The sequence below is a fragment of the Achromobacter spanius genome, assembly GCF_039673305.1.
Taxonomy (GTDB): Bacteria; Pseudomonadota; Gammaproteobacteria; order Burkholderiales; family Burkholderiaceae_B; genus Achromobacter; species Achromobacter spanius_F.
The window spans coordinates 223888-241615 of record NZ_JBDJLJ010000001.1; the positions used below are offsets into that span (position 1 = coordinate 223888).

The 17728-nt window shown below is 63.9% G+C and carries 23 protein-coding genes; 19 read left to right on the forward strand and 4 right to left on the reverse strand.

The window, feature by feature from the left end:
* The first annotated feature begins 3 nt into the window (after nt 1-3).
* The 13 genes from rplF (at nt 4) to rplQ (ending at nt 7056) form a co-directional block, all read left to right on the forward strand.
* Nucleotides 4-537 (forward strand): 50S ribosomal protein L6, encoded by a 534-nt coding sequence (gene rplF / locus ABE485_RS01095; RefSeq protein WP_346512837.1) that lies wholly within the window; start codon nt 4-6, stop codon nt 535-537.
* Between the two features lie 21 nt (nt 538-558).
* Nucleotides 559-924: a 50S ribosomal protein L18 gene (gene rplR / locus ABE485_RS01100; RefSeq protein WP_008168985.1), complete on the forward strand. Its 366-nt coding sequence runs from the start codon at nt 559-561 to the stop codon at nt 922-924.
* A gap of 15 nt (nt 925-939) precedes the next feature.
* The gene (rpsE, locus tag ABE485_RS01105) at nt 940-1461 is read left to right on the forward strand and encodes a 30S ribosomal protein S5 (RefSeq protein WP_008168987.1); all 522 of its coding nucleotides are present in this window, start codon (nt 940-942) and stop codon (nt 1459-1461) included.
* Between the two features lie 3 nt (nt 1462-1464).
* Nucleotides 1465-1650, forward strand: a complete 186-nt coding sequence (gene rpmD, locus ABE485_RS01110; protein WP_006216520.1) for a 50S ribosomal protein L30 — start codon at nt 1465-1467, stop codon at nt 1648-1650.
* 9 nt (nt 1651-1659) lie between these two features.
* On the forward strand, nt 1660-2100 hold the full coding sequence (rplO, locus tag ABE485_RS01115; RefSeq protein WP_346512840.1) for a 50S ribosomal protein L15: 441 nt from the start codon (nt 1660-1662) through the stop codon (nt 2098-2100).
* A gap of 13 nt (nt 2101-2113) precedes the next feature.
* Nucleotides 2114-3439, forward strand: coding sequence for a preprotein translocase subunit SecY (gene secY / locus ABE485_RS01120; RefSeq protein ID WP_043519460.1), 1326 nt, complete (start codon nt 2114-2116; stop codon nt 3437-3439).
* Nucleotides 3440-3447: 8 nt separating this feature from the next.
* Nucleotides 3448-3666, forward strand: a complete 219-nt coding sequence (gene infA / locus ABE485_RS01125; RefSeq protein WP_003806927.1) for a translation initiation factor IF-1 — start codon at nt 3448-3450, stop codon at nt 3664-3666.
* A 34-nt stretch (nt 3667-3700) separates the two neighbouring features.
* Nucleotides 3701-3814 carry a 50S ribosomal protein L36 gene (rpmJ, locus tag ABE485_RS01130; protein WP_003806928.1) on the forward strand — a complete coding sequence of 38 codons (114 nt, stop codon included), beginning with the start codon at nt 3701-3703 and terminating at the stop codon, nt 3812-3814.
* A 43-nt stretch (nt 3815-3857) separates the two neighbouring features.
* Nucleotides 3858-4223, forward strand: a complete 366-nt coding sequence (gene rpsM / locus ABE485_RS01135; protein ID WP_008168996.1) for a 30S ribosomal protein S13 — start codon at nt 3858-3860, stop codon at nt 4221-4223.
* Nucleotides 4224-4238: 15 nt separating this feature from the next.
* Entirely contained in the window at nt 4239-4640 is a 402-nt protein-coding gene (gene rpsK / locus ABE485_RS01140) for a 30S ribosomal protein S11 (RefSeq protein ID WP_006216516.1), read from the forward strand.
* An 11-nt stretch (nt 4641-4651) separates the two neighbouring features.
* The gene (gene rpsD / locus ABE485_RS01145) at nt 4652-5275 is read left to right on the forward strand and encodes a 30S ribosomal protein S4 (RefSeq protein WP_088143469.1); all 624 of its coding nucleotides are present in this window, start codon (nt 4652-4654) and stop codon (nt 5273-5275) included.
* Nucleotides 5276-5490: 215 nt separating this feature from the next.
* Nucleotides 5491-6477 (forward strand): DNA-directed RNA polymerase subunit alpha, encoded by a 987-nt coding sequence (locus ABE485_RS01150; protein ID WP_008169002.1) that lies wholly within the window; start codon nt 5491-5493, stop codon nt 6475-6477.
* A gap of 186 nt (nt 6478-6663) precedes the next feature.
* Nucleotides 6664-7056, forward strand: a complete 393-nt coding sequence (rplQ, locus tag ABE485_RS01155) for a 50S ribosomal protein L17 (RefSeq protein ID WP_006216513.1) — start codon at nt 6664-6666, stop codon at nt 7054-7056.
* Nucleotides 7057-7243: 187 nt separating this feature from the next.
* Here rplQ and ABE485_RS01160 read toward each other — a convergent pair whose 3' ends face one another.
* Nucleotides 7244-7681: an HIT family protein gene (locus ABE485_RS01160; protein ID WP_346512846.1), complete on the reverse strand. Its 438-nt coding sequence runs from the start codon at nt 7679-7681 to the stop codon at nt 7244-7246.
* A gap of 122 nt (nt 7682-7803) precedes the next feature.
* Here ABE485_RS01160 and cutA point away from each other — a divergent pair, with 122 nt between their 5' ends.
* The 3 genes from cutA to ABE485_RS01175 all read left to right on the forward strand — a co-directional run bounded on the left by cutA (nt 7804) and on the right by ABE485_RS01175 (nt 11113).
* Nucleotides 7804-8151, forward strand: coding sequence for a divalent-cation tolerance protein CutA (gene cutA, locus ABE485_RS01165; protein WP_346512848.1), 348 nt, complete (start codon nt 7804-7806; stop codon nt 8149-8151).
* Nucleotides 8151-10037 carry a protein-disulfide reductase DsbD gene (gene dsbD / locus ABE485_RS01170; protein WP_346512850.1) on the forward strand — a complete coding sequence of 629 codons (1887 nt, stop codon included), beginning with the start codon at nt 8151-8153 and terminating at the stop codon, nt 10035-10037. The genes cutA and dsbD overlap by 1 nt, the downstream gene beginning before the upstream one ends.
* A 197-nt stretch (nt 10038-10234) precedes the next feature.
* The gene (locus tag ABE485_RS01175) at nt 10235-11113 is read left to right on the forward strand and encodes a DMT family transporter (protein ID WP_346513092.1); all 879 of its coding nucleotides are present in this window, start codon (nt 10235-10237) and stop codon (nt 11111-11113) included.
* Between the two features lie 45 nt (nt 11114-11158).
* On the opposite strand, the gene hemB is transcribed toward ABE485_RS01175, so the two are convergent.
* Nucleotides 11159-12175: a porphobilinogen synthase gene (gene hemB / locus ABE485_RS01180; RefSeq protein WP_346512852.1), complete on the reverse strand. Its 1017-nt coding sequence runs from the start codon at nt 12173-12175 to the stop codon at nt 11159-11161.
* Nucleotides 12172-12795 carry a ribosome biogenesis GTP-binding protein YihA/YsxC gene (gene yihA / locus ABE485_RS01185; RefSeq protein ID WP_346512854.1) on the reverse strand — a complete coding sequence of 208 codons (624 nt, stop codon included), beginning with the start codon at nt 12793-12795 and terminating at the stop codon, nt 12172-12174. Before yihA ends, hemB begins: the two co-directional genes overlap by 4 nt.
* 251 nt (nt 12796-13046) lie before the next feature.
* On the opposite strand from yihA, the gene ABE485_RS01190 reads away from it, so the two are divergent.
* The 3 genes from ABE485_RS01190 (at nt 13047) to ccsB (ending at nt 17301) form a co-directional block, all read left to right on the forward strand.
* On the forward strand, nt 13047-13748 hold the full coding sequence (locus ABE485_RS01190; protein WP_346513093.1) for a c-type cytochrome: 702 nt from the start codon (nt 13047-13049) through the stop codon (nt 13746-13748).
* A gap of 119 nt (nt 13749-13867) precedes the next feature.
* Nucleotides 13868-15946, forward strand: coding sequence for a cytochrome c biogenesis protein ResB (locus ABE485_RS01195; protein WP_346512856.1), 2079 nt, complete (start codon nt 13868-13870; stop codon nt 15944-15946).
* Nucleotides 15947-15954: 8 nt separating this feature from the next.
* A complete protein-coding gene (ccsB, locus tag ABE485_RS01200) occupies nt 15955-17301 on the forward strand; it encodes a c-type cytochrome biogenesis protein CcsB (RefSeq protein WP_346512858.1) in 1347 nt (448 codons plus the stop codon).
* 15 nt (nt 17302-17316) lie between these two features.
* On the opposite strand, the gene ABE485_RS01205 is transcribed toward ccsB, so the two are convergent.
* Nucleotides 17317-17700 (reverse strand): DUF4150 domain-containing protein, encoded by a 384-nt coding sequence (locus ABE485_RS01205; RefSeq protein WP_346512860.1) that lies wholly within the window; start codon nt 17698-17700, stop codon nt 17317-17319.
* Nucleotides 17701-17728: the final 28 nt, after the last annotated feature.

A 17728-nucleotide genomic window follows, 5' to 3' on the forward strand; every position in this document is an offset into this window, starting at 1 on the left:
CGAATGTCACGTATCGCTAAGTATCCGGTCGAACTGCCCAAGGGTGTCGAAGCTGACATCAAGCAGGATCAGATCACTGTCAAGGGTCCGCTGGGCACCTTGACCCAAGCCCTGACTGGCGACGTCACGATTTCGCTGGACGGCAGCAAGCTCACGTTTGCCGCCGCCAACGAAACCCGTCACGCCAACGCCATGTCGGGTACCGTGCGCGCGCTGGTGGCCAATATGGTTACTGGCGTGAGCAAGGGTTTCGAGCGCAAGCTGAATCTGGTTGGCGTGGGTTACCGCGCCTCGATTCAAGGCGACGCCGTTAAGCTGCAGCTCGGTTTCTCGCACGACGTTTTGCACCAGTTGCCGGCCGGTATCAAGGCCGAATGCCCCACCCAGACGGAAATCGTCATCAAGGGCGCCAACAAGCAAGTCGTCGGTCAGATGGCCGCTGAAATCCGCGCGTACCGCGAACCCGAACCCTACAAGGGCAAGGGTGTGCGTTACTCGGACGAACGCGTCGTCATCAAAGAAACCAAGAAGAAATAACGGCGCACGCAAGGACGAATCATGGACAAAAAAGTTTCCCGTTTGCGTCGTGCGGTTCCGACCCGCCGGAAGATCAACGAGCTGCGCGTTCACCGCCTCTCGATCTTCCGCTCGAACCAGCACATCTACGCCAACATCATTTCGCCGGAAGGCGATCGCGTTCTGGTCAGCGCCTCGACGGTGGAAGCCGAAGTGCGTGCGCAACTGGCCGGCCAAACCGGTCAGGGCGGCAACAAAGCCGCTGCTACGCTGGTCGGCAAGCGCGTGGCCGAAAAGGCCAAGGCTGCCGGCATCGAACTGGTCGCTTTCGATCGCTCGGGCTTTCGTTACCATGGCCGCGTGAAAGCGCTGGCCGATGCCGCGCGTGAAGCCGGCCTGAAGTTCTAAGCGAGGATCTGTCAAATGGCTAAAGTACAAGGCAAGAACGCCGCGGAAAAAGAGAACGATGACGGCCTCCGCGAAAAGATGATCGCGGTCAACCGCGTGAGCAAAGTGGTCAAGGGTGGTCGCACCATGAGCTTTGCCGCGCTGACCGTGGTTGGCGATGGCGATGGCCGCATCGGCATGGGCAAGGGCAAGGCGCGTGAAGTGCCGGTGTCCGTTCAGAAGGCCATGGAACAAGCCCGTCGCGGCATGTTCAAGGTCGCTCTGAAGAACGGCACGCTGCACCACACCGTGGTTGGCAAGCATGGCGCCGCCACCGTGCTGATTTCGCCCGCTGCTGAAGGTACCGGCGTTATCGCCGGCGGCCCGATGCGCGCTATTTTCGAAGTGATGGGTGTGCGTAACGTGGTTGCCAAGAGCCTGGGCTCGAGCAACCCCTACAACATGGTTCGCGCCACGTTGAACGGCCTGCGCGCCTCCCTGACCCCGGCCGATGTTGCTGCCAAGCGCGGCAAGACGGTCGAAGAGATCCTGGGGTAAATCATGGCTCAGAAGCAGATCAAAGTGACCCTCGTGCGCTCGGTGATCGGTACCAAGCAATCGCACCGTGATACGGTTCGCGGTTTGGGCTTGGGCCGCATCAACAGCAGCCGCGTGCTGGTCGATACGCCCGAGGTGCGTGGGATGATCCGTAAGGTGGATTATCTCGTTTCCGTCTCGGAAGCCTAAGGAATCACCATGTCGGATATGCAACTTAATTCGCTGAAGCCCGCCGAGGGCTCCAAGCACGCCAAGCGCCGCGTCGGCCGTGGCATCGGTTCGGGTCTGGGTAAGACCGCCGGCCGTGGTCACAAGGGTCAGAAGTCGCGCTCGGGCGGTTTCCACAAGGTTGGCTTCGAAGGCGGTCAAATGCCGCTGCAACGTCGCCTGCCCAAGCGCGGTTTCACCCCGCTGGGTCAACACCTGTATGCCCAAGTTCGTCTGTCGGACCTCCAGGCCCTGCCCATCGACGAAATCGATGTGCAAGTGCTGAAGGCGGCCGGCGTGATTGGCCAGGCGGTTCGTTACGCCAAGGTCATCAAGTCGGGTGAACTCTCGCGCAAGGTCGTGCTCAAGGGCATTACCGCGACGGCCGGCGCTCGCGCCGCCATCGAAGCCGCGGGCGGCTCGCTTGCTTGATCAGAGGTGACGAGTGGCTAACGCGCAGGCATTGGGCAAATCCGGAGCACGTTACGGCGATCTGAAGCGCCGTCTGGTGTTCCTGGTGCTCGCCCTGGTGGTTTACCGTTTGGGTACACACATCCCCGTACCGGGTATCAACCCGGATGCGCTGGCGGACTTGTTCCGTCAGAACCAGGGCGGGATCCTGGGCCTGTTCAACATGTTCTCGGGCGGGGCGCTCTCGCGTTTCTCGATTTTTGCCCTGGGGATCATGCCGTACATTTCGGCATCCATCATCATGCAGTTGATGTCGGTGGTGGTGCCGTCGCTGGAAGCGCTCAAGAAAGAGGGCGAGGCCGGACGTCGGAAGATTACCCAATACACCCGCTACGGCACGGTCGTGCTGGCGCTGGTGCAGGCTGTGGGCATTTCGGTGGCGCTGGAGTCCCAGCAGGGACTGGTGATCGATCCGGGCATGTTGTTCCGCTTCACGACCGTCGTGACCTTGGTCACCGGCACCATGTTTGTCATGTGGCTGGGTGAGCAAATCACGGAACGTGGTCTTGGCAACGGGATTTCCATCCTGATCTTTGCAGGTATCGTTGCGGGTCTGCCCGCGGCGCTGGCTGCTCTGTTGGACCTGGTCCGCACCAACGCGATGTCTGTGCTTTCGGCGCTGTTCATCGTGGCTCTGGTGGTGCTGGTTACCGCTTTTGTGGTGTTCGTGGAACGCGGACAGCGCAAGATCACGGTGAACTACGCCAAGCGTCAGGTCGGCAACAAGGTCTACGGTGGTCAAAGCTCGCATTTGCCGCTGAAGCTGAACATGGCAGGGGTGATTCCGCCGATCTTCGCGTCGTCGATCATTCTGTTCCCGGCCACGATCACGAGCTGGTTCTCCAGCAGCGAGAACATGCGCTGGCTTAGCGACCTGGCTGCGGCCCTGTCGCCTCGTCAACCGCTCTACATCACGCTGTACTCGGTCGCGATTATTTTCTTCTGCTTTTTCTACACGGCTCTGGTTTTCAACAGCCGCGAAACGGCGGACAACCTGAAGAAGAGTGGTGCGTTTGTTCCGGGCATCCGTCCGGGCGAGCAAACGGCGCGCTACATCGACAAGATCCTGATGCGTTTGACGCTCGCAGGTGCCATCTACATCACGTTGGTGTGCCTGTTGCCGGAATTCTTGGTGATGCGCTGGAACGTTCCCTTCTACTTCGGTGGTACGTCTCTGTTGATCATTGTGGTGGTGACGATGGATTTCATGGCACAGGTTCAGGCCTACATGATGTCTCACCAGTACGACTCGTTGCTCAAGAAGGCTAACTTCAAGGGCGCGGGTTTGCCGATGCGGTAAGCAAAAGAATGTCCAAGGACGACGTCATTCAGATGCAAGGCGAGGTTCTTGAGAACCTCCCGAACGCGACATTTCGCGTCAAGCTCGAAAACGGCCACGTGGTGTTGGGCCATATTTCCGGCAAGATGCGTATGCATTACATCCGGATCCTGCCGGGTGACAAGGTCACAGTGGAGCTCACGCCCTATGATCTGACGCGAGCCAGGATAGTTTTCCGCTCCAAATGAGCGGAACCGGATTACGGAAAATTAGGAGTCAACCATGAAAGTAATGGCATCGGTTAAGCGGATCTGCCGCAACTGCAAAGTTATCAAACGTCACGGCGTGGTGCGCGTTATCTGCACCGACCCGCGTCACAAGCAGCGTCAAGGCTAACTCGGGTTAGCGACTACGCAACGGATTTATTCAAGGAACAGTCATGGCCCGTATTGCTGGCATTAACATTCCGCCGCAACAGCACGCCGAGATCGGCCTGACCGCCATTTTTGGCATCGGTCGTACGCGCGCTCGCAAGATTTGCGAAGCGGCAAACGTACCCTTTGACAAAAAGGTCAAGGATCTGAGCGACGCTGAATTGGAACGCGTCCGCGAACATGTTGGTTTGTTCACGGTTGAAGGCGACCTGCGTCGTGAAGTACAGCTCTCGATCAAGCGTTTGATCGACCTGGGAACCTACCGCGGTATGCGTCACAAGCGCGGTTTGCCCGTGCGCGGCCAGCGCACTCGCACCAACGCCCGGACCCGCAAGGGCCCGCGTCGTGCTGCTGCGTCCCTGAAGAAATAATCGAGGAACAGGATTATGGCGAAAGCTTCCACCAGCGGCGCTTCGCGCGTGCGCAAAAAGGTCAAGAAGAACGTCTCGGACGGCATCGCGCACGTTCACGCTTCGTTCAACAACACCATCATCACCATCACCGACCGTCAGGGCAACGCACTGTCGTGGGCCACGTCGGGCGGTGCTGGTTTCAAGGGTTCGCGTAAGTCGACCCCGTTTGCCGCGCAAGTCGCCGCTGAAACGGCTGGCCGCGTCGCGCTCGAGTACGGCATCAAGACGCTGGAAGTCCGCATCAAGGGCCCCGGCCCCGGTCGCGAGTCGTCGGTGCGCGCTCTGAACGCGCTGGGCATCAAGATTTCGTCCATCGCCGACATCACGCCCGTTCCGCACAACGGCTGCCGTCCGCCGAAGCGTCGTCGTATCTAAAGGGAATCCACATGGCACGTTATATTGGACCCAAATGCAAGCTCTCGCGCCGCGAGGGTACTGACCTGTTCCTGAAGAGCGCCCGCCGCTCGCTGGATTCCAAGTGCAAGCTGGATTCCAAGCCTGGCCAACACGGCCGCACTTCGGGTGCCCGCACTTCCGACTACGGCCTGCAGCTGCGCGAAAAGCAAAAGCTCAAGCGCATGTACGGCGTGCTGGAAAAGCAATTCCGCAAGTACTTCGCTGAAGCCGAGCGCCGCCGTGGCAACACCGGCGAAACGCTGATCCAGCTGCTGGAATCGCGTCTGGACAACGTCGTCTACCGCATGGGCTTCGGCTCGACGCGCGCCGAAGCTCGCCAGCTGGTGAGCCACCGCGCCATCGAACTGAACGGCCACACGGCTGACATCGCTTCGATGCTGGTCAAGGCTGGCGACGTCGTCTCGGTCCGCGAAAAGGCCAAGAAGCAAGGCCGCATCAAGGAATCGCTCGACCTGGCCACCAGCATCGGCATCCCCCAGTGGGTGGAAGTCGACACGACCAAGTTGACCGGTACGTTCAAGTCGGCCCCCGATCGCGCTGACGTCGCTCGCGACATCAACGAATCGATGGTCGTCGAACTGTACTCGCGTTAATCACGCCTGCCGGCGCATCCTTCCTGGAAGCGCTGGCAGCTGGTCCCGCGACCCGTTTGCACGTCCCGCAGCAGCCCGCTTTCCGCCTTTTGGCGGGGCGGGCTTTGCGGTAAGTATCGGGCGGCGTTTTCTGCGCCAACCGCGTTTCAAGTTTCACCCTGTCCATCAGCCTTATCGGTGTAACGAGCCGAGGGTATTGAAAAGGAACACAGTAAATGTCCACTCAAGGTTTCCTGAAGCCGCGCTCCATTGAAGTCGAACCGGTCGGCACGCACCATGCCAAGATCGTGATGGAGCCGTTCGAGCGTGGCTACGGTCACACGCTGGGCAACGCCCTGCGCCGCATCCTGCTGTCTTCGATGACCGGCTACGCGCCGACCGAAGTCCAGATGACGGGCGTGGTGCACGAATACTCGACCATCCCGGGCGTTCGCGAAGATGTCGTCGACATCCTGCTGAACCTGAAGGGCGTGGTCTTCAAGCTGCACAACCGCGACGAAGTGACGCTGGTTCTGCGCAAGTCCGGCGCCGGCACGGTGCTGGCCAGCGACATCGAACTGCCGCACGACGTCGAGATCATCAACCCCGGCCACGCCATCTGCAACCTGACGGAAGCAGGCAAGCTGGAAATGCAGATCAAGGTCGAGAAGGGCCGCGGCTACGTTCCGGGCAACGTGCGCGCGCTGTCGGAAGACCGCACCCACACCATCGGCCGCATCGTTCTGGACGCTTCGTTCAGCCCGGTCCGCCGCGTGAGCTACGCCGTTGAAAGCGCCCGTGTGGAACAGCGCACTGACCTGGACAAGCTGGTGCTGGACATCGAAACCAACGGCGTGATCTCGCCCGAGGAAGCGGTGCGCCAGTCGGCTCGCATCCTGATGGATCAGATCTCGGTTTTCGCCGCCCTGGAAGGCGCTGGCGATTCGTACGAAGCCCCGGTCCGCGGCACGCCGCAGATCGATCCGGTGCTGCTGCGCCCGGTCGACGACCTGGAGCTGACGGTGCGTTCGGCCAACTGCCTGAAGGCCGAAAACATCTACTACATCGGCGACCTGATCCAGCGTACCGAAAACGAGCTGCTCAAGACCCCGAACCTGGGTCGCAAGTCGCTCAACGAGATCAAGGAAGTTCTGGCTGCACGTGGCCTGACGCTCGGCATGAAGCTCGAGAACTGGCCGCCCCTGGGCCTGGAGCGTCCCTAAGTCTTGCAAGGGTGCCGCTCCTGAAAAGGGGCGTCTCCCGCAGCGCCCGGCTTTGCCGCCGGGCGATTTGCGAAACCGTCGTAAAATGCACCGTTTTCTACCGGACCGCGGCCTGATTGCAGGCTGATAGAAGAGCCGGCAACCCGATGGCGGAAACGTCGTCTTTAGATTCAAAGGAAACTTATCATGCGTCACGGTAATGGCTTGCGTAAGCTCAACCGCACCAGCAGTCACCGTCTTGCCATGTTCCGCAACATGGCTGTTTCGTTGATCACCCACGAAGCAATCAAGACCACGCTGCCGAAGGCGAAAGAACTGCGCCGCGTCATCGAACCCCTGATCACGCTGGGCAAAGAGCCCACGCTCGCGAACAAGCGTCTGGCATTTGCCCGTCTGCGCGATCGCGATGCGGTTGTGAAGCTGTTTGCCGAAATTGGCCCGCGCTACGCGGCCCGTAACGGCGGCTACACCCGCGTGCTGAAGATGGGCTTCCGTCAAGGCGACAACGCTCCCATGGCTTTCATGGAACTGGTTGACCGTCCGGAAGTCGATGAAGCCGCTGCGGACAGCGCCGAGTAATTCGGCAGCTCGATAAGCGACAAGGGCGGGTCTTCGGACCCGCCCTTGTTTTTTTGAGCTCGGCCTATGCGGCCAGACCTGAGCGGCCAGACCTGAGCGGCCAGACCTGAGCGGCCCCGCCTGAACGGGTCGACCTGCGCGGCCTCCCGTGTGTGGCCCGACCAAAACCGCCCAGGGCGGCTTTGGGTCAGGAGGCGTGCAGTTCGTCCCGCAGTTGCGCTGCGGTGGCCGCCAGCGCCTCCTGGGGGGGCTGGGGCGGCATCCTGAAGGTCAGGTCCTGCTGCTCGATGTATTGCGTGGACGTGACGTCCTGCGGGTGGTGCATGGGGATGACGTGCGCATGGGCATGCGCGACGTGGATGCCTGTGAAAGCGAAGCCGACCCGTTCCACGCCATACAGGCGCTTCATGTGGCGTCCCAGCTTCTGACCCAGGTTGAGGATGCGGCCGGCCAAATCCGCCGGCATGTCCTCGTAGTAGGGATAGTGCTGCTTGGGAATGATGAGCGTGTGCCCGGCGCGCACCGGTTGTATATCCAGGAAGGCCAGCAGGCGGTCGTCCTCGTGGATGATGTGCGCGGGGATCTCGTGGCGGGCGATGCGGCAGAACAGGCAGTTGTCGGACATGCTTGCCTCGGCGATTGAAATGGCGGCGCGGCTCGTTCGGGCCCGGGCGGAGCCGGGGCGCGGCCGCAATACCGATAAAATACCCCGAGTTACATCCCACGCGGGTATCCCAAGGAGGCTCCATGTTGCGCGATGACGACGTCGTGCTGGTCATCAGCAATGCGCCGGACCTGCTGCTGGCAAAGCGCATTGCGCATGTGCTCGTGGAGGACGGACTGGCCGCCTGCGTGAACCTTGGCGCCGCCGGCCTGTCCATCTACATGTGGAACGGTGAGGTCGAAGGGGCGGAGGAAATCCCGATCCACATCAAGACCACCTTCGCGCGCCAAGCCGCCGTCGTGCAGGCGCTGGCGCAGATGCATCCCTACGATGTGCCCGAGATCATCGTGCTGCCGGTCATCGGCGGCGCGGCGCCATACCTGGATTGGGTGCGCGAGCAGACGGCCACTACGCAGAACAAGAGAGACTGATGTTGCAACTTGCCGGTACCGTCGGCGCGCCCAGGCGCGCCGCCAGCGCGACCTCCGCCTTTATCAGGCAATGCCTGGCGTTCCTGGCGATGCTGCTCCTGCTGATGGCATGGCAAACGGCCGCGCGGGCCGAGGCCGATTTCCTGGAGCCCGAGAAGGCCTTTGCCTTCAGCGCCGAGATGACATCGCCGGACATGCTGGAGCTGCGCTTTCGCGTTGCCCCCGGCTATTACATGTACCGCGAGCGCTTCGCCATCGCGATCACCCCGGCGGACGCGACGACGCTGGGCGAACCTGTCTACCCCAAGGGCGAGGTCAAGTACGACCCGACCTTTGAGAAAGACATGGAAGTCTTCCACAAGGACGTGGCCATACGCGTGCCGGTGACGGCGGCGGGCCAACCCTTCACCCTGACGCTGACGGGCCAGGGTTGCGCGGATGCCGGGCTCTGTTATCCCCCGATGGACAGCAGCGTGAAGCTGACGCCGGTGGCGGGCGGCTACGCCCTGGCGGGGGCCGCTGCTCCGGCCTCGTCCGCGGGATCCGGCGGCCTGGGCGCGCTGATCAATGCGGGCGACACCAGTCTGGCCGACGCGCTGGGCGGCCTGGGCTGGGTCAAGACTGCGGGCGTGTTCCTGGTGCTGGGCCTCTTGCTGGCCTTCACGCCCTGCGTGCTGCCCATGATTCCCATTCTGTCTTCCATCGTGCTGGGCGGAGCGACGCAGCAACGGCCGGCGCGCGGGCGTGGGCTGGCGCTGGCGGCAACCTACGTGCTGGGCATGTCGGTGGTGTACACCGCCCTGGGCGTGGCAGCGGGCCTGAGCGGCGCGGGGTTGGCCGCCTGGCTGCAGACGCCGTGGATCCTTGCCTTGTTCGCCATTCTGCTGGCCGTGCTGGCGCTGGCGATGTTCGACGTGTTCACCTTCCAGATGCCCTCGGGCATCCAGGCCAGGCTGTCGGAAAGGTCTTCGCGCATTCCCGGCGGACGCTACACCGGCGCGCTGGTGATGGGCGCGCTGTCGGCGCTGATTGTCGGCCCCTGCGTGGCGGCGCCGCTGGCGGGCGCCCTGCTGTATATCTCGCAAACCGGGGACGTGGTCCTGGGCGGTTCCGCGCTGTTCGCCATGGCCTGGGGCATGGGCGTGCCGCTGCTGATCGTGGGAGCGTCCTCGGGCGCCTTGCTGCCCAAGGCCGGGCCGTGGATGGACGGCGTGAAGCGGCTGTTCGGCATGCTGTTGCTGGCGACCGCATGGTGGATGCTGATTCCCGTGGTGCCGACCTGGGTGCAGATGACGGGCTGGGCCTTCCTGGCCGTCGTATCCGCGGTGATGCTGCGGGCGTTCGATGCGCTGCCCGAGGGTGCGGGCGCCGCGCGCATGTTCGGCAAGGGCCTGGGCCTGCTGCTGGCGCTGGCGGCGGCGGCGTGGCTGGTGGGCGCGGCCAGCGGCGGCCGCGACGTGCTGCAGCCCCTGTCGCACCTGGCCGCGCGCGCCGATGCGCCGACCGGCGCCGTGAACGCCGGCGGCGAAGTCCATTTCAAGCGTGTGCGCAACAGCGCCGAACTGGACGCGGTGCTGGCGCAAAGCCGCCAGCCCGTCATGCTGGATTTCTATGCGGACTGGTGCGTGTCCTGTCGCGAAATGGAACGCTTCACCTTCACCGACCCCGGCGTTGCGCAACGGATGGCGGGGATGGTGCTGGTGCAGGCGGACGTCACTGCCAACAATGCCGACGACCGTGCGCTGCTCAAGCGTTTCCGCCTGTTCGGCCCGCCCGGGATCATGTTCTTCGAGCCGGGCGGCAAGGAAATCCAGGACGCGCGGGTCGTGGGTTTCCAGGACGCCAAGCGCTTCACGGAATCGCTGGACAGGGTGCTGGTGCGCTGAGGAAGCAGGGCGTGGACGCGCGCCCGCGTCTGATGCGCGCAACGCGCGGGGACGCGCATTGAACCGGGGGACGGGGCGATATACCATGTCCGCTGCGCCGCGTGGGCGGCGCATCCAACCCTTCCAGGCCGACGCCCGTGACGTCCCCGACAGTAGATGCAAGCCAGGACCGGAACGGTCTTATCTACCTTCAATTGATGTTCGTCATGGCCACCTGGGGCCTGAACATCGTCTCCATCAAGTACCTGACGCAGCACATGGACATCCAGGCGCTGGCCGCCGTACGGATCGTCATTGCGTTCATCACCGTTACGCTCATCATCAAGGCGCGAGGCGGCCGCATTCCCAAGCTGGGCGTCACGGAGCTGGGCTGGGTGGCGCTGGCCGGATTCCTGGTGGTGTACGCGCACCAGGTGGCGCTGGTGTCTGGCCTGCGGTTTTCGTCGGCCGCCAACGGCACGCTCATCATGGCCACCAGTCCTTTGCTGTCCGCCTTGCTGGCCGCGATTTTCTACCGCGAAAGACTGACCCTGGTGCGCATTTCGGGCGCGCTGCTCGGACTGCTGGGGGTGGGCATGGTGGTGGCCGGCGGCGGCGCCCAGCTCGGCCTGACAGGGTGGGGCGACGCGGTGGTTTTCGTGGCCGTGCTGGTGTTCGTGTTCGGCGGGCTGGTCATCCAGCGGATGTCGCGGATTATGGATCCGCTGGGGATGCTCTGGTACATGTACCTGGCGGGCGGACTGATGCTGGTTGCGCACGCGGCGCTGACGCCGGCCGCGTACCAGTCCGGCGCGTGGCAGATGCCGTGGTGGCCATGGGCCGTGCTGCTTTTTTCGGCGGTGATCGCCTCGGGCGTGAGCAATATCGTGTGGAATGCGGGCATTGCCCGACTGGGCATCAGCCGCGCGGCCCTGTTCGTGAACTGGCTGCCGATTTTCGGGCTGCTGTTCGCGGCGCTGTTCCTGGACGAACACGTCACGCCGACCCACGTCGCGGGGCTTGCGTGCGTGCTGGGCGGGACCTGGCTGGGGCTGCGGCGCACGCCGCAGGCCAGGCCGGGACCGGTGAAGGCCTGAGCCCGACCCGCGCGGCCCAGGGCCGCGCGGGATGCACGATGCGCCTTACCGCTGGCTCTTGAGCAGCTTTGCGGCTTCGATGGCGAAGTACGTCAGGATGCCGTCGGCGCCGGCGCGCTTGAAGGCTAGCAGGGCTTCCATCATGACCTTGTCGTGGTCCAGCCAGCCGTTTGCCGCGGCGGCCTTGATCATGGCGTATTCGCCGCTGACCTGGTAGGCGAAGGTGGGCACGCGGAACGCATCCTTGACCCGGCGCAGCACGTCCAGATAGGGCATGCCGGGCTTGACCATGACCATGTCGGCGCCTTCCTGGAGGTCGCCGGCCACTTCGCGCAGGGCCTCGTCGATGTTGCCCGGATCCATCTGGTAGGCCATCTTGTTGGACTTGCCCAGGTTGGTGGCCGAGCCCACCGCGTCGCGGAACGGGCCATAGAAGGCGCTGGCGTACTTGGCCGAGTAGGCCATGATGCGCGTGTGGATGAACCCGTTGGCTTCCAGCGCGCGGCGCACGGCGCCGATGCGGCCGTCCATCATGTCGCTGGGCGCCACCATGTCGACGCCGGCCGCGGCTTGCGTGAGCGCCTGCCGGACCAGGATTTCCACGGTGGGTTCGTTGATCACGTAGCCGTCCGCGTCGATGACGCCGTCCTGGCCGTGGCTGGTGTACGGATCCAGCGCCACGTCGCACAGGACGCCCAGTTCCGGGAAGCGCGACTTCAGCTCGCGCACCACCCGCGGGATCAGGCCGTCGGGGTTGGCGGCTTCGATGCCGTCGGGCGTCTTGAGGGCGGGATCGATGGCAGGGAAGAGCGACAGAACCGGGATGCCGAGCGCCACGCATTCTTCCGCGACGGGCAACAGGGTGTCCAGGGAATAGCGGACCACGCCAGGCAAGGACGGGACGGCCTGCCGCAGGCCGGTGCCCTCGGCCACGAAAACCGGATAGATCAGGTCATTGACCGTGAGGGCATTCTCGCGCACCAGACGGCGGGTGAAGTCGTCGCGGCGCAGGCGGCGGGGGCGGGAAACCGGAAAGTCAGGGGTGATGATCTGCGGGTTCATGGTACGACCTTGGGAGAAATCCAGTTTTCGATATGCGCGCCGGCCTCTTCCAGCCCGATGCGCTCGGGCGCCGAGAAAGGAATGGTGTGCAGCGCGCCGATATCAGCCAGGTCCTTGCGGACCGAGAAGACCGTGCGCATGCGCTGGCCGTAGGGCAGTTTGTCGGCCTTGGTGAGCAGCGCCAGCACCGGGCGTCCGGTGGGAGCGATGAAATTGGCCAGGCGGCGGTCCAGTTCGGTGACGCCGCGGCGGATGTCGATGAGCAGCACGATGCCTGCCAGCGACTCGCGGTCGCGCAGATAGCCGCCAAGAATGTCCGCCCATTTTTCTTTCTCGTTGCGGGCCACGGACGCATAGCCGTAGCCGGGCAAGTCGACGAGATAGCCGATGTGGCCCTCCGGATCCAGGGGGTCGGGCAAGCCGAACATGTTGATCAGGCGCGTGCGGCCGGGCGTCTTGCTGGAGAACGCAAGACGGCGCTGGTTGCACAGCACGTTGATGGCCGTGGACTTGCCGGCGTTTGAGCGGCCGACAAAGCAGACCTCGGGAGCGCCGGCGGCCGGCAACTGGTCGAGGCGAGCCGCGGAAGTGAGGAAAGAGGCGCGATGTAGGAGGGACACGGATGGCTTTGGATACGGTTGGTTTCGAGCCCTATTGTATAATCCGGCGTTTGCTACAGTGGTCCCCGTGCGCGGAGCCGTCTTTTTTGCTTACTGTTTAGCTGTTTCAGCCCCTTGTGGGTACTGCCCAAACAGCGCCGCAGCAAGATCGCAAGCAGGACAAGCAAAACAGGTTCGATACGGTTTACTGCGAGTGCGGGCAGGCGTGGGCGCCTTTTTGCGCCTTGATCGATGTGATCGTCGAGGTCTTCATGAAGCGTGTGCTGTCCCGGATGTTGGTCGCGAGCGGGCTGTTGCTCGGCGCCTCCGCCCTCTCTGCTACGAGTTTCGCCGCCAACGGCGCTGCGGGCCCGGCCAAACCAGATGCCGCCAAGGGCGGTCAGCTGTTTGACCAGGGAGACGCGTCCCGAGGAATCATTGCCTGTGCCTCCTGTCACGGCGCGGCGGGTAACAGCACCATACCGGTGAATCCCAACCTGGCCGCGCAGCCCCACGAATATCTGGCCAAGCAATTGGCCGATTTTCAGCTGAAAGAGGGCGCGAAGCTGCCCGTGCGCAATGGCGCAGGCGGCAATCCGACCCCGATGACGGCCATGGCGCAGAACCTAACGCCGGCCGACATGCAGAACATCGCGCTGTACCTGGCGACCCAGCCGCTGAAGGAGCCTGCCACGGCCGGCCAGGAGAAGCTGGTTGAGCTAGGTCAAAAGATCTGGCGCGGCGGTTTGCCTGATCGCAACGTTCCTGCCTGCGCGGCATGCCATTCTGCCAATGGCGCCGGTATTCCCGGCCAGTACCCCCGCTTGTCGGGGCAGTTCCCCACGTATATCGAAGAGCAGCTGAAGCTTTTCCGCAGCGGCGACCGCAAGAACGACGTCATGCACGCCATTGCGGACCGCATGTCGGATGCCGACATCAAGGCGGTGTCGGACTACGCAGCGGGTCTTCGGTAGGCGATCGGCCGCAACGTGCGCGGCTGGTCCGCGTTGACGCAACTTGAGCGTGATGGAACCTGGTTCCATCACGCGCTGTCTATGAGGGGGGTAGCCAATCGCGCGGCCCCCCTTTTTTCATGAATTCGACTCGAACCCACTCCCGTCCCTCTTTGCGCAGCCTGCCAGGCGACTTCTTTGAACTTCTGGGTTCGATGCGCTTTGCCGTCAGCCTGCTGATGTTCATCTGCGTGGCCAGCCTGGTGGGGACGGTTCTGCAGCAGAACCGCTCGTCCAACAATTACATCGACCAGTTCGGCCCGTTCTGGTTCGAAGTGTTCGACAAGTTCTCGATCTGGCACGTGTACAACAGCTGGTGGTTCCTGCTGATCATGGGCTTTCTGGTCGTTTCCACGTCGGTGTGCCTGATCCGCAACGCGCCCAAGATGCTGCGCGATGCGCGCTCGTTCCGCGAGCACGTGCGCGAGGGCAGCCTGCGCGCCTTTCCGCATCGCGTGGAAACCCAGGAGCCCACGGATGTGCCGCATACCGTGGCCGGCCTGAAGGCCTTGCTGGGCCGGCTGGGCTACGCGGTGCGCGAACGCCAGGACCGCGACGGCGTGCTGCTGGCGGCCAAGAAGGGCAGCGCCAACCGGCTGGGTTATGTGTTCGCCCACGCCGCCATGGTCATCATCTGCATCGGCGGCCTGCTCGATAGCGAACTGCCGACGCGCCTGCAGGTCATGTTCGGCGGCAAGCAGCCCATCGTCGAGAACATGCTGATCTCCGAAGTGCCCGAGAGCGGCCGCCTGTCGGTCAATAACCCGAGCTTTCGCGCCAGCGTGCTGGTGCCCGAGGGCGGCCAGGCCAGCACGGCCGTCGTGATGGTGGGCGACGGGGCGCTCGTGCAGCCCATGCCCTTCACGCTGAAGCTCAAGAAGTTCATCGTCGATTACTACTCCACCGGCATGCCCAGCCGTTTCGCCAGCGAAGTCGAGGTGACGGATCCCGATACGGGCAAGACCTTCGATTCCACCATCGAAGTGAACGAGCCGCTGCGCTTCAAGGGCATGACCGTCTACCAGTCCAGCTTCGATGACGGCGGCAGCACCGTCGTGCTCAAGGGCTATCCGCTGGTGGGCGCCAACGACGCGACGTTCGCCGTCGACGGCACGGTGGGCAAGACCAGCGAGCTGACGGCCCAGACGGCAAAGGGCCCTCGCAGCATGGGCATCGAGATCACGGCCATGCGCCCGATCAACGTCGAAGACCTGACCCGCGGCGACCCCAAGGGCGCCAACCAGAGCTTCGCCGAGCACGTGGCGTCGGTGTCCGGCAGCGCCGCGGGCAAGAAGAACGAAAACCTGCGCAACGTGGGTCCCAGCGTCGAGTACAAGCTGATCGACGACGCCGGGCAGGCCCACGAGTTCCAGAACTACATGCTGCCCGTCGAACTGGACGGCGCGGCCGTGTTCCTGGCAGGGGTGCGCAACAACGCTTCCGAGCCCTTCCGCTATCTGCGCATCCCCGCCGACGACGACAGCTCGATCGCGGAATTCATGCGCCTGCGCGCCACCTTGGCGGATCCGGCCGCGCGCCAGGAAGCCGCCCGCCGCTTCGCGGAGCGCAACAGCCCGTCCGGCGCGGATCGCCAACCCTTGCAGACCGCCGCCGAACGCGCGCTGGACACGTTTGCCACCGGCGGCCTGCAGGCCGTGGCCGCCTTCCTGCAGGCGAACACGCCCGCGGCCGACCTGGAGCGCGCGGCCGACGTCGTGATACGCCTGATCGGCGCCAGCATGAACGAGCTGCGCGCCATCGCGCGCGAACGTGCGGGACAACCCCCTGTCGCGGTCGAAGGCCCGGAGGGCGAGCGCGCGGCGGCATGGTCCAGGCTGGCCGTGGCGGCGCTGTCCGACCTGACCGTCTACCCGGCGCCGGTGTTCCTGTCGCTGGCTGATTTCAACCACGTGCAGGCCAGCGTGTTCCAGGTGAGCCGCACGCCGGGCAAGAACACGGTCTACCTGGGCAGCCTGCTGCTGGTCCTGGGGGTTTTCTCGATGTTCTATATTCGAGACCGCCGCGTCTGGATCTGGGTCAAGCCGCAAGCCGGCGGCAGCAGCATCCTGGCGGCCATGACGTCACAGAAGCGTACACTCGACTTCAATCAGGAGTTCGAACGCTTCAAGCAGGCGCTGCTGCGCCAGAAGAGGTCCTAAGGTTTTTTATGTCCACTACGACCACCACGCACCCCGCGTCGCCCGAAACGCTCTGGCAGGACGCCTTGTCCGAAACCGGCGACAGCCGCGCGCAGCGCGGCAAGCCCGACTGGACCGACGTCGTCTTTTTCCTGCTGCTTGCAGTCGGCGCCGGCTTCGCGCTGACCCGCTACGGCAACGCGATGGACTACTACGAGAAGATCATCCTGTGCGGGACCGTGCCCGCCCTGGCCTGGCTGGGCTGGCTGTGGCGTCCGTTGCGCCGCCTGATGATCGCCTGTGCGATCTCGGCGGGGCTGGCGCTGATGCTGTACGGCACAGACCTGGCCCGCGCCGAGCAGGTGTTCTTCCTGAAGTATCTGTTTTCCTCGCAATCCGCCATTCTCTGGATGAGCGCGCTGTTTGCGCTGGCCATGGTGTGCTACTGGATCGGCGTGTTCAGTCCCACGGCCGCATGGCTGGGCACGGCGCTGACCTGGGGGGCGGTGTTCGCGGGCGTCACGGGCCTGCTGGTCCGCTGGCGCGAAGGGCATCTGATGGGGCCTGATCTGGGCCACATCCCGGTCAGCAACCTGTATGAAGTGTTCGTGCTGTTCTCGCTGATCACGGCGCTGTTCTACCTGTACTACGAACGCAAGTACGCCACGCGCGCGCTTGGGGGCTTCGTGCTGCTGGTGGTGACCTCGGCCGTCGTGTTCCTGCTCTGGTATTCGTTCACGCGCGATGCGGGTCAGATCCAGCCGCTGGTGCCGGCGCTCAAGAGCTGGTGGATGAAGCTGCACGTGCCCGCCAATTTCATCGGCTACGGCACGTTCTCGCTGGCGGCCATGGTGGGCTTCGCTTACCTGGTCAAGCAGCACGGGCAGACCACGTCCTGGGCCAAGCTCGCGCCGCTGTTCATCCTGGGCGTGCTGCTGTGCGCCGAGCCGATGGTGTTCCGCACCGACGGCCTGTCGGCAACGTGGATGCTGTATTTCGGCGTGGGCGCCGTGATCGTGGGCGCCATCCTGCTGGGCCGCCGGCGCATTGCGGACGCGTTGCCTTCGCTCGAGGTGCTGGACGACATCATGTATCGCGCCATCGCGATCGGCTTTGCGTTCTTCACGGTGGCCACCATCCTGGGCGCGCTGTGGGCGGCGGACGCCTGGGGCGCCTACTGGCAGTGGGATCCCAAGGAGACCTGGGCGCTGATCGTCTGGCTCAACTATGCGGCATGGCTGCACATGCGCCTGATCAAGGGCCTGCGCGGCGCGATGGCGGCCTACTGGGCGCTGATGGGCCTGCTGATCACCGGTTTTGCCTTCCTGGGCGTGAACATGTTCCTGTCGGGCCTGCACTCGTACGGCCAGCTGTAACTGGGGAGCTGGCGGTTACGCCGCCAGCGCAAACATCGACTTTTGCGGTGTTGCCGCCTTGAACCCCGGGGCGTTGACGGTGTTCTGCAGGGTCAGGCTGGTCACGCGCACAAGCGGCGCTGCACGCACCAGCACGGTGAAGGCGCCGGTCATGTAGCGCGCCTGACCCATGAAAGTCTGGGAAATCAGCCCGCCGCCCACACCGGCGGTATCGCCCAGCGTGACGGGAATCACGGTCGCCATGTTGTGCATCGGCGCGCAGCACAGCCACACGTTCCAGACGACGGGAATACCCATGGACGACGTCGAGACGTCAATGTGCGGCACCGGCGGCACGGGCGTCTTGCACACATCGGGAAATCCCAGGCCGACGCTGGGCAATTGGCAGAGGACTTGCATGTTCACGGCTCCTGGTGCGGTGGGGTGC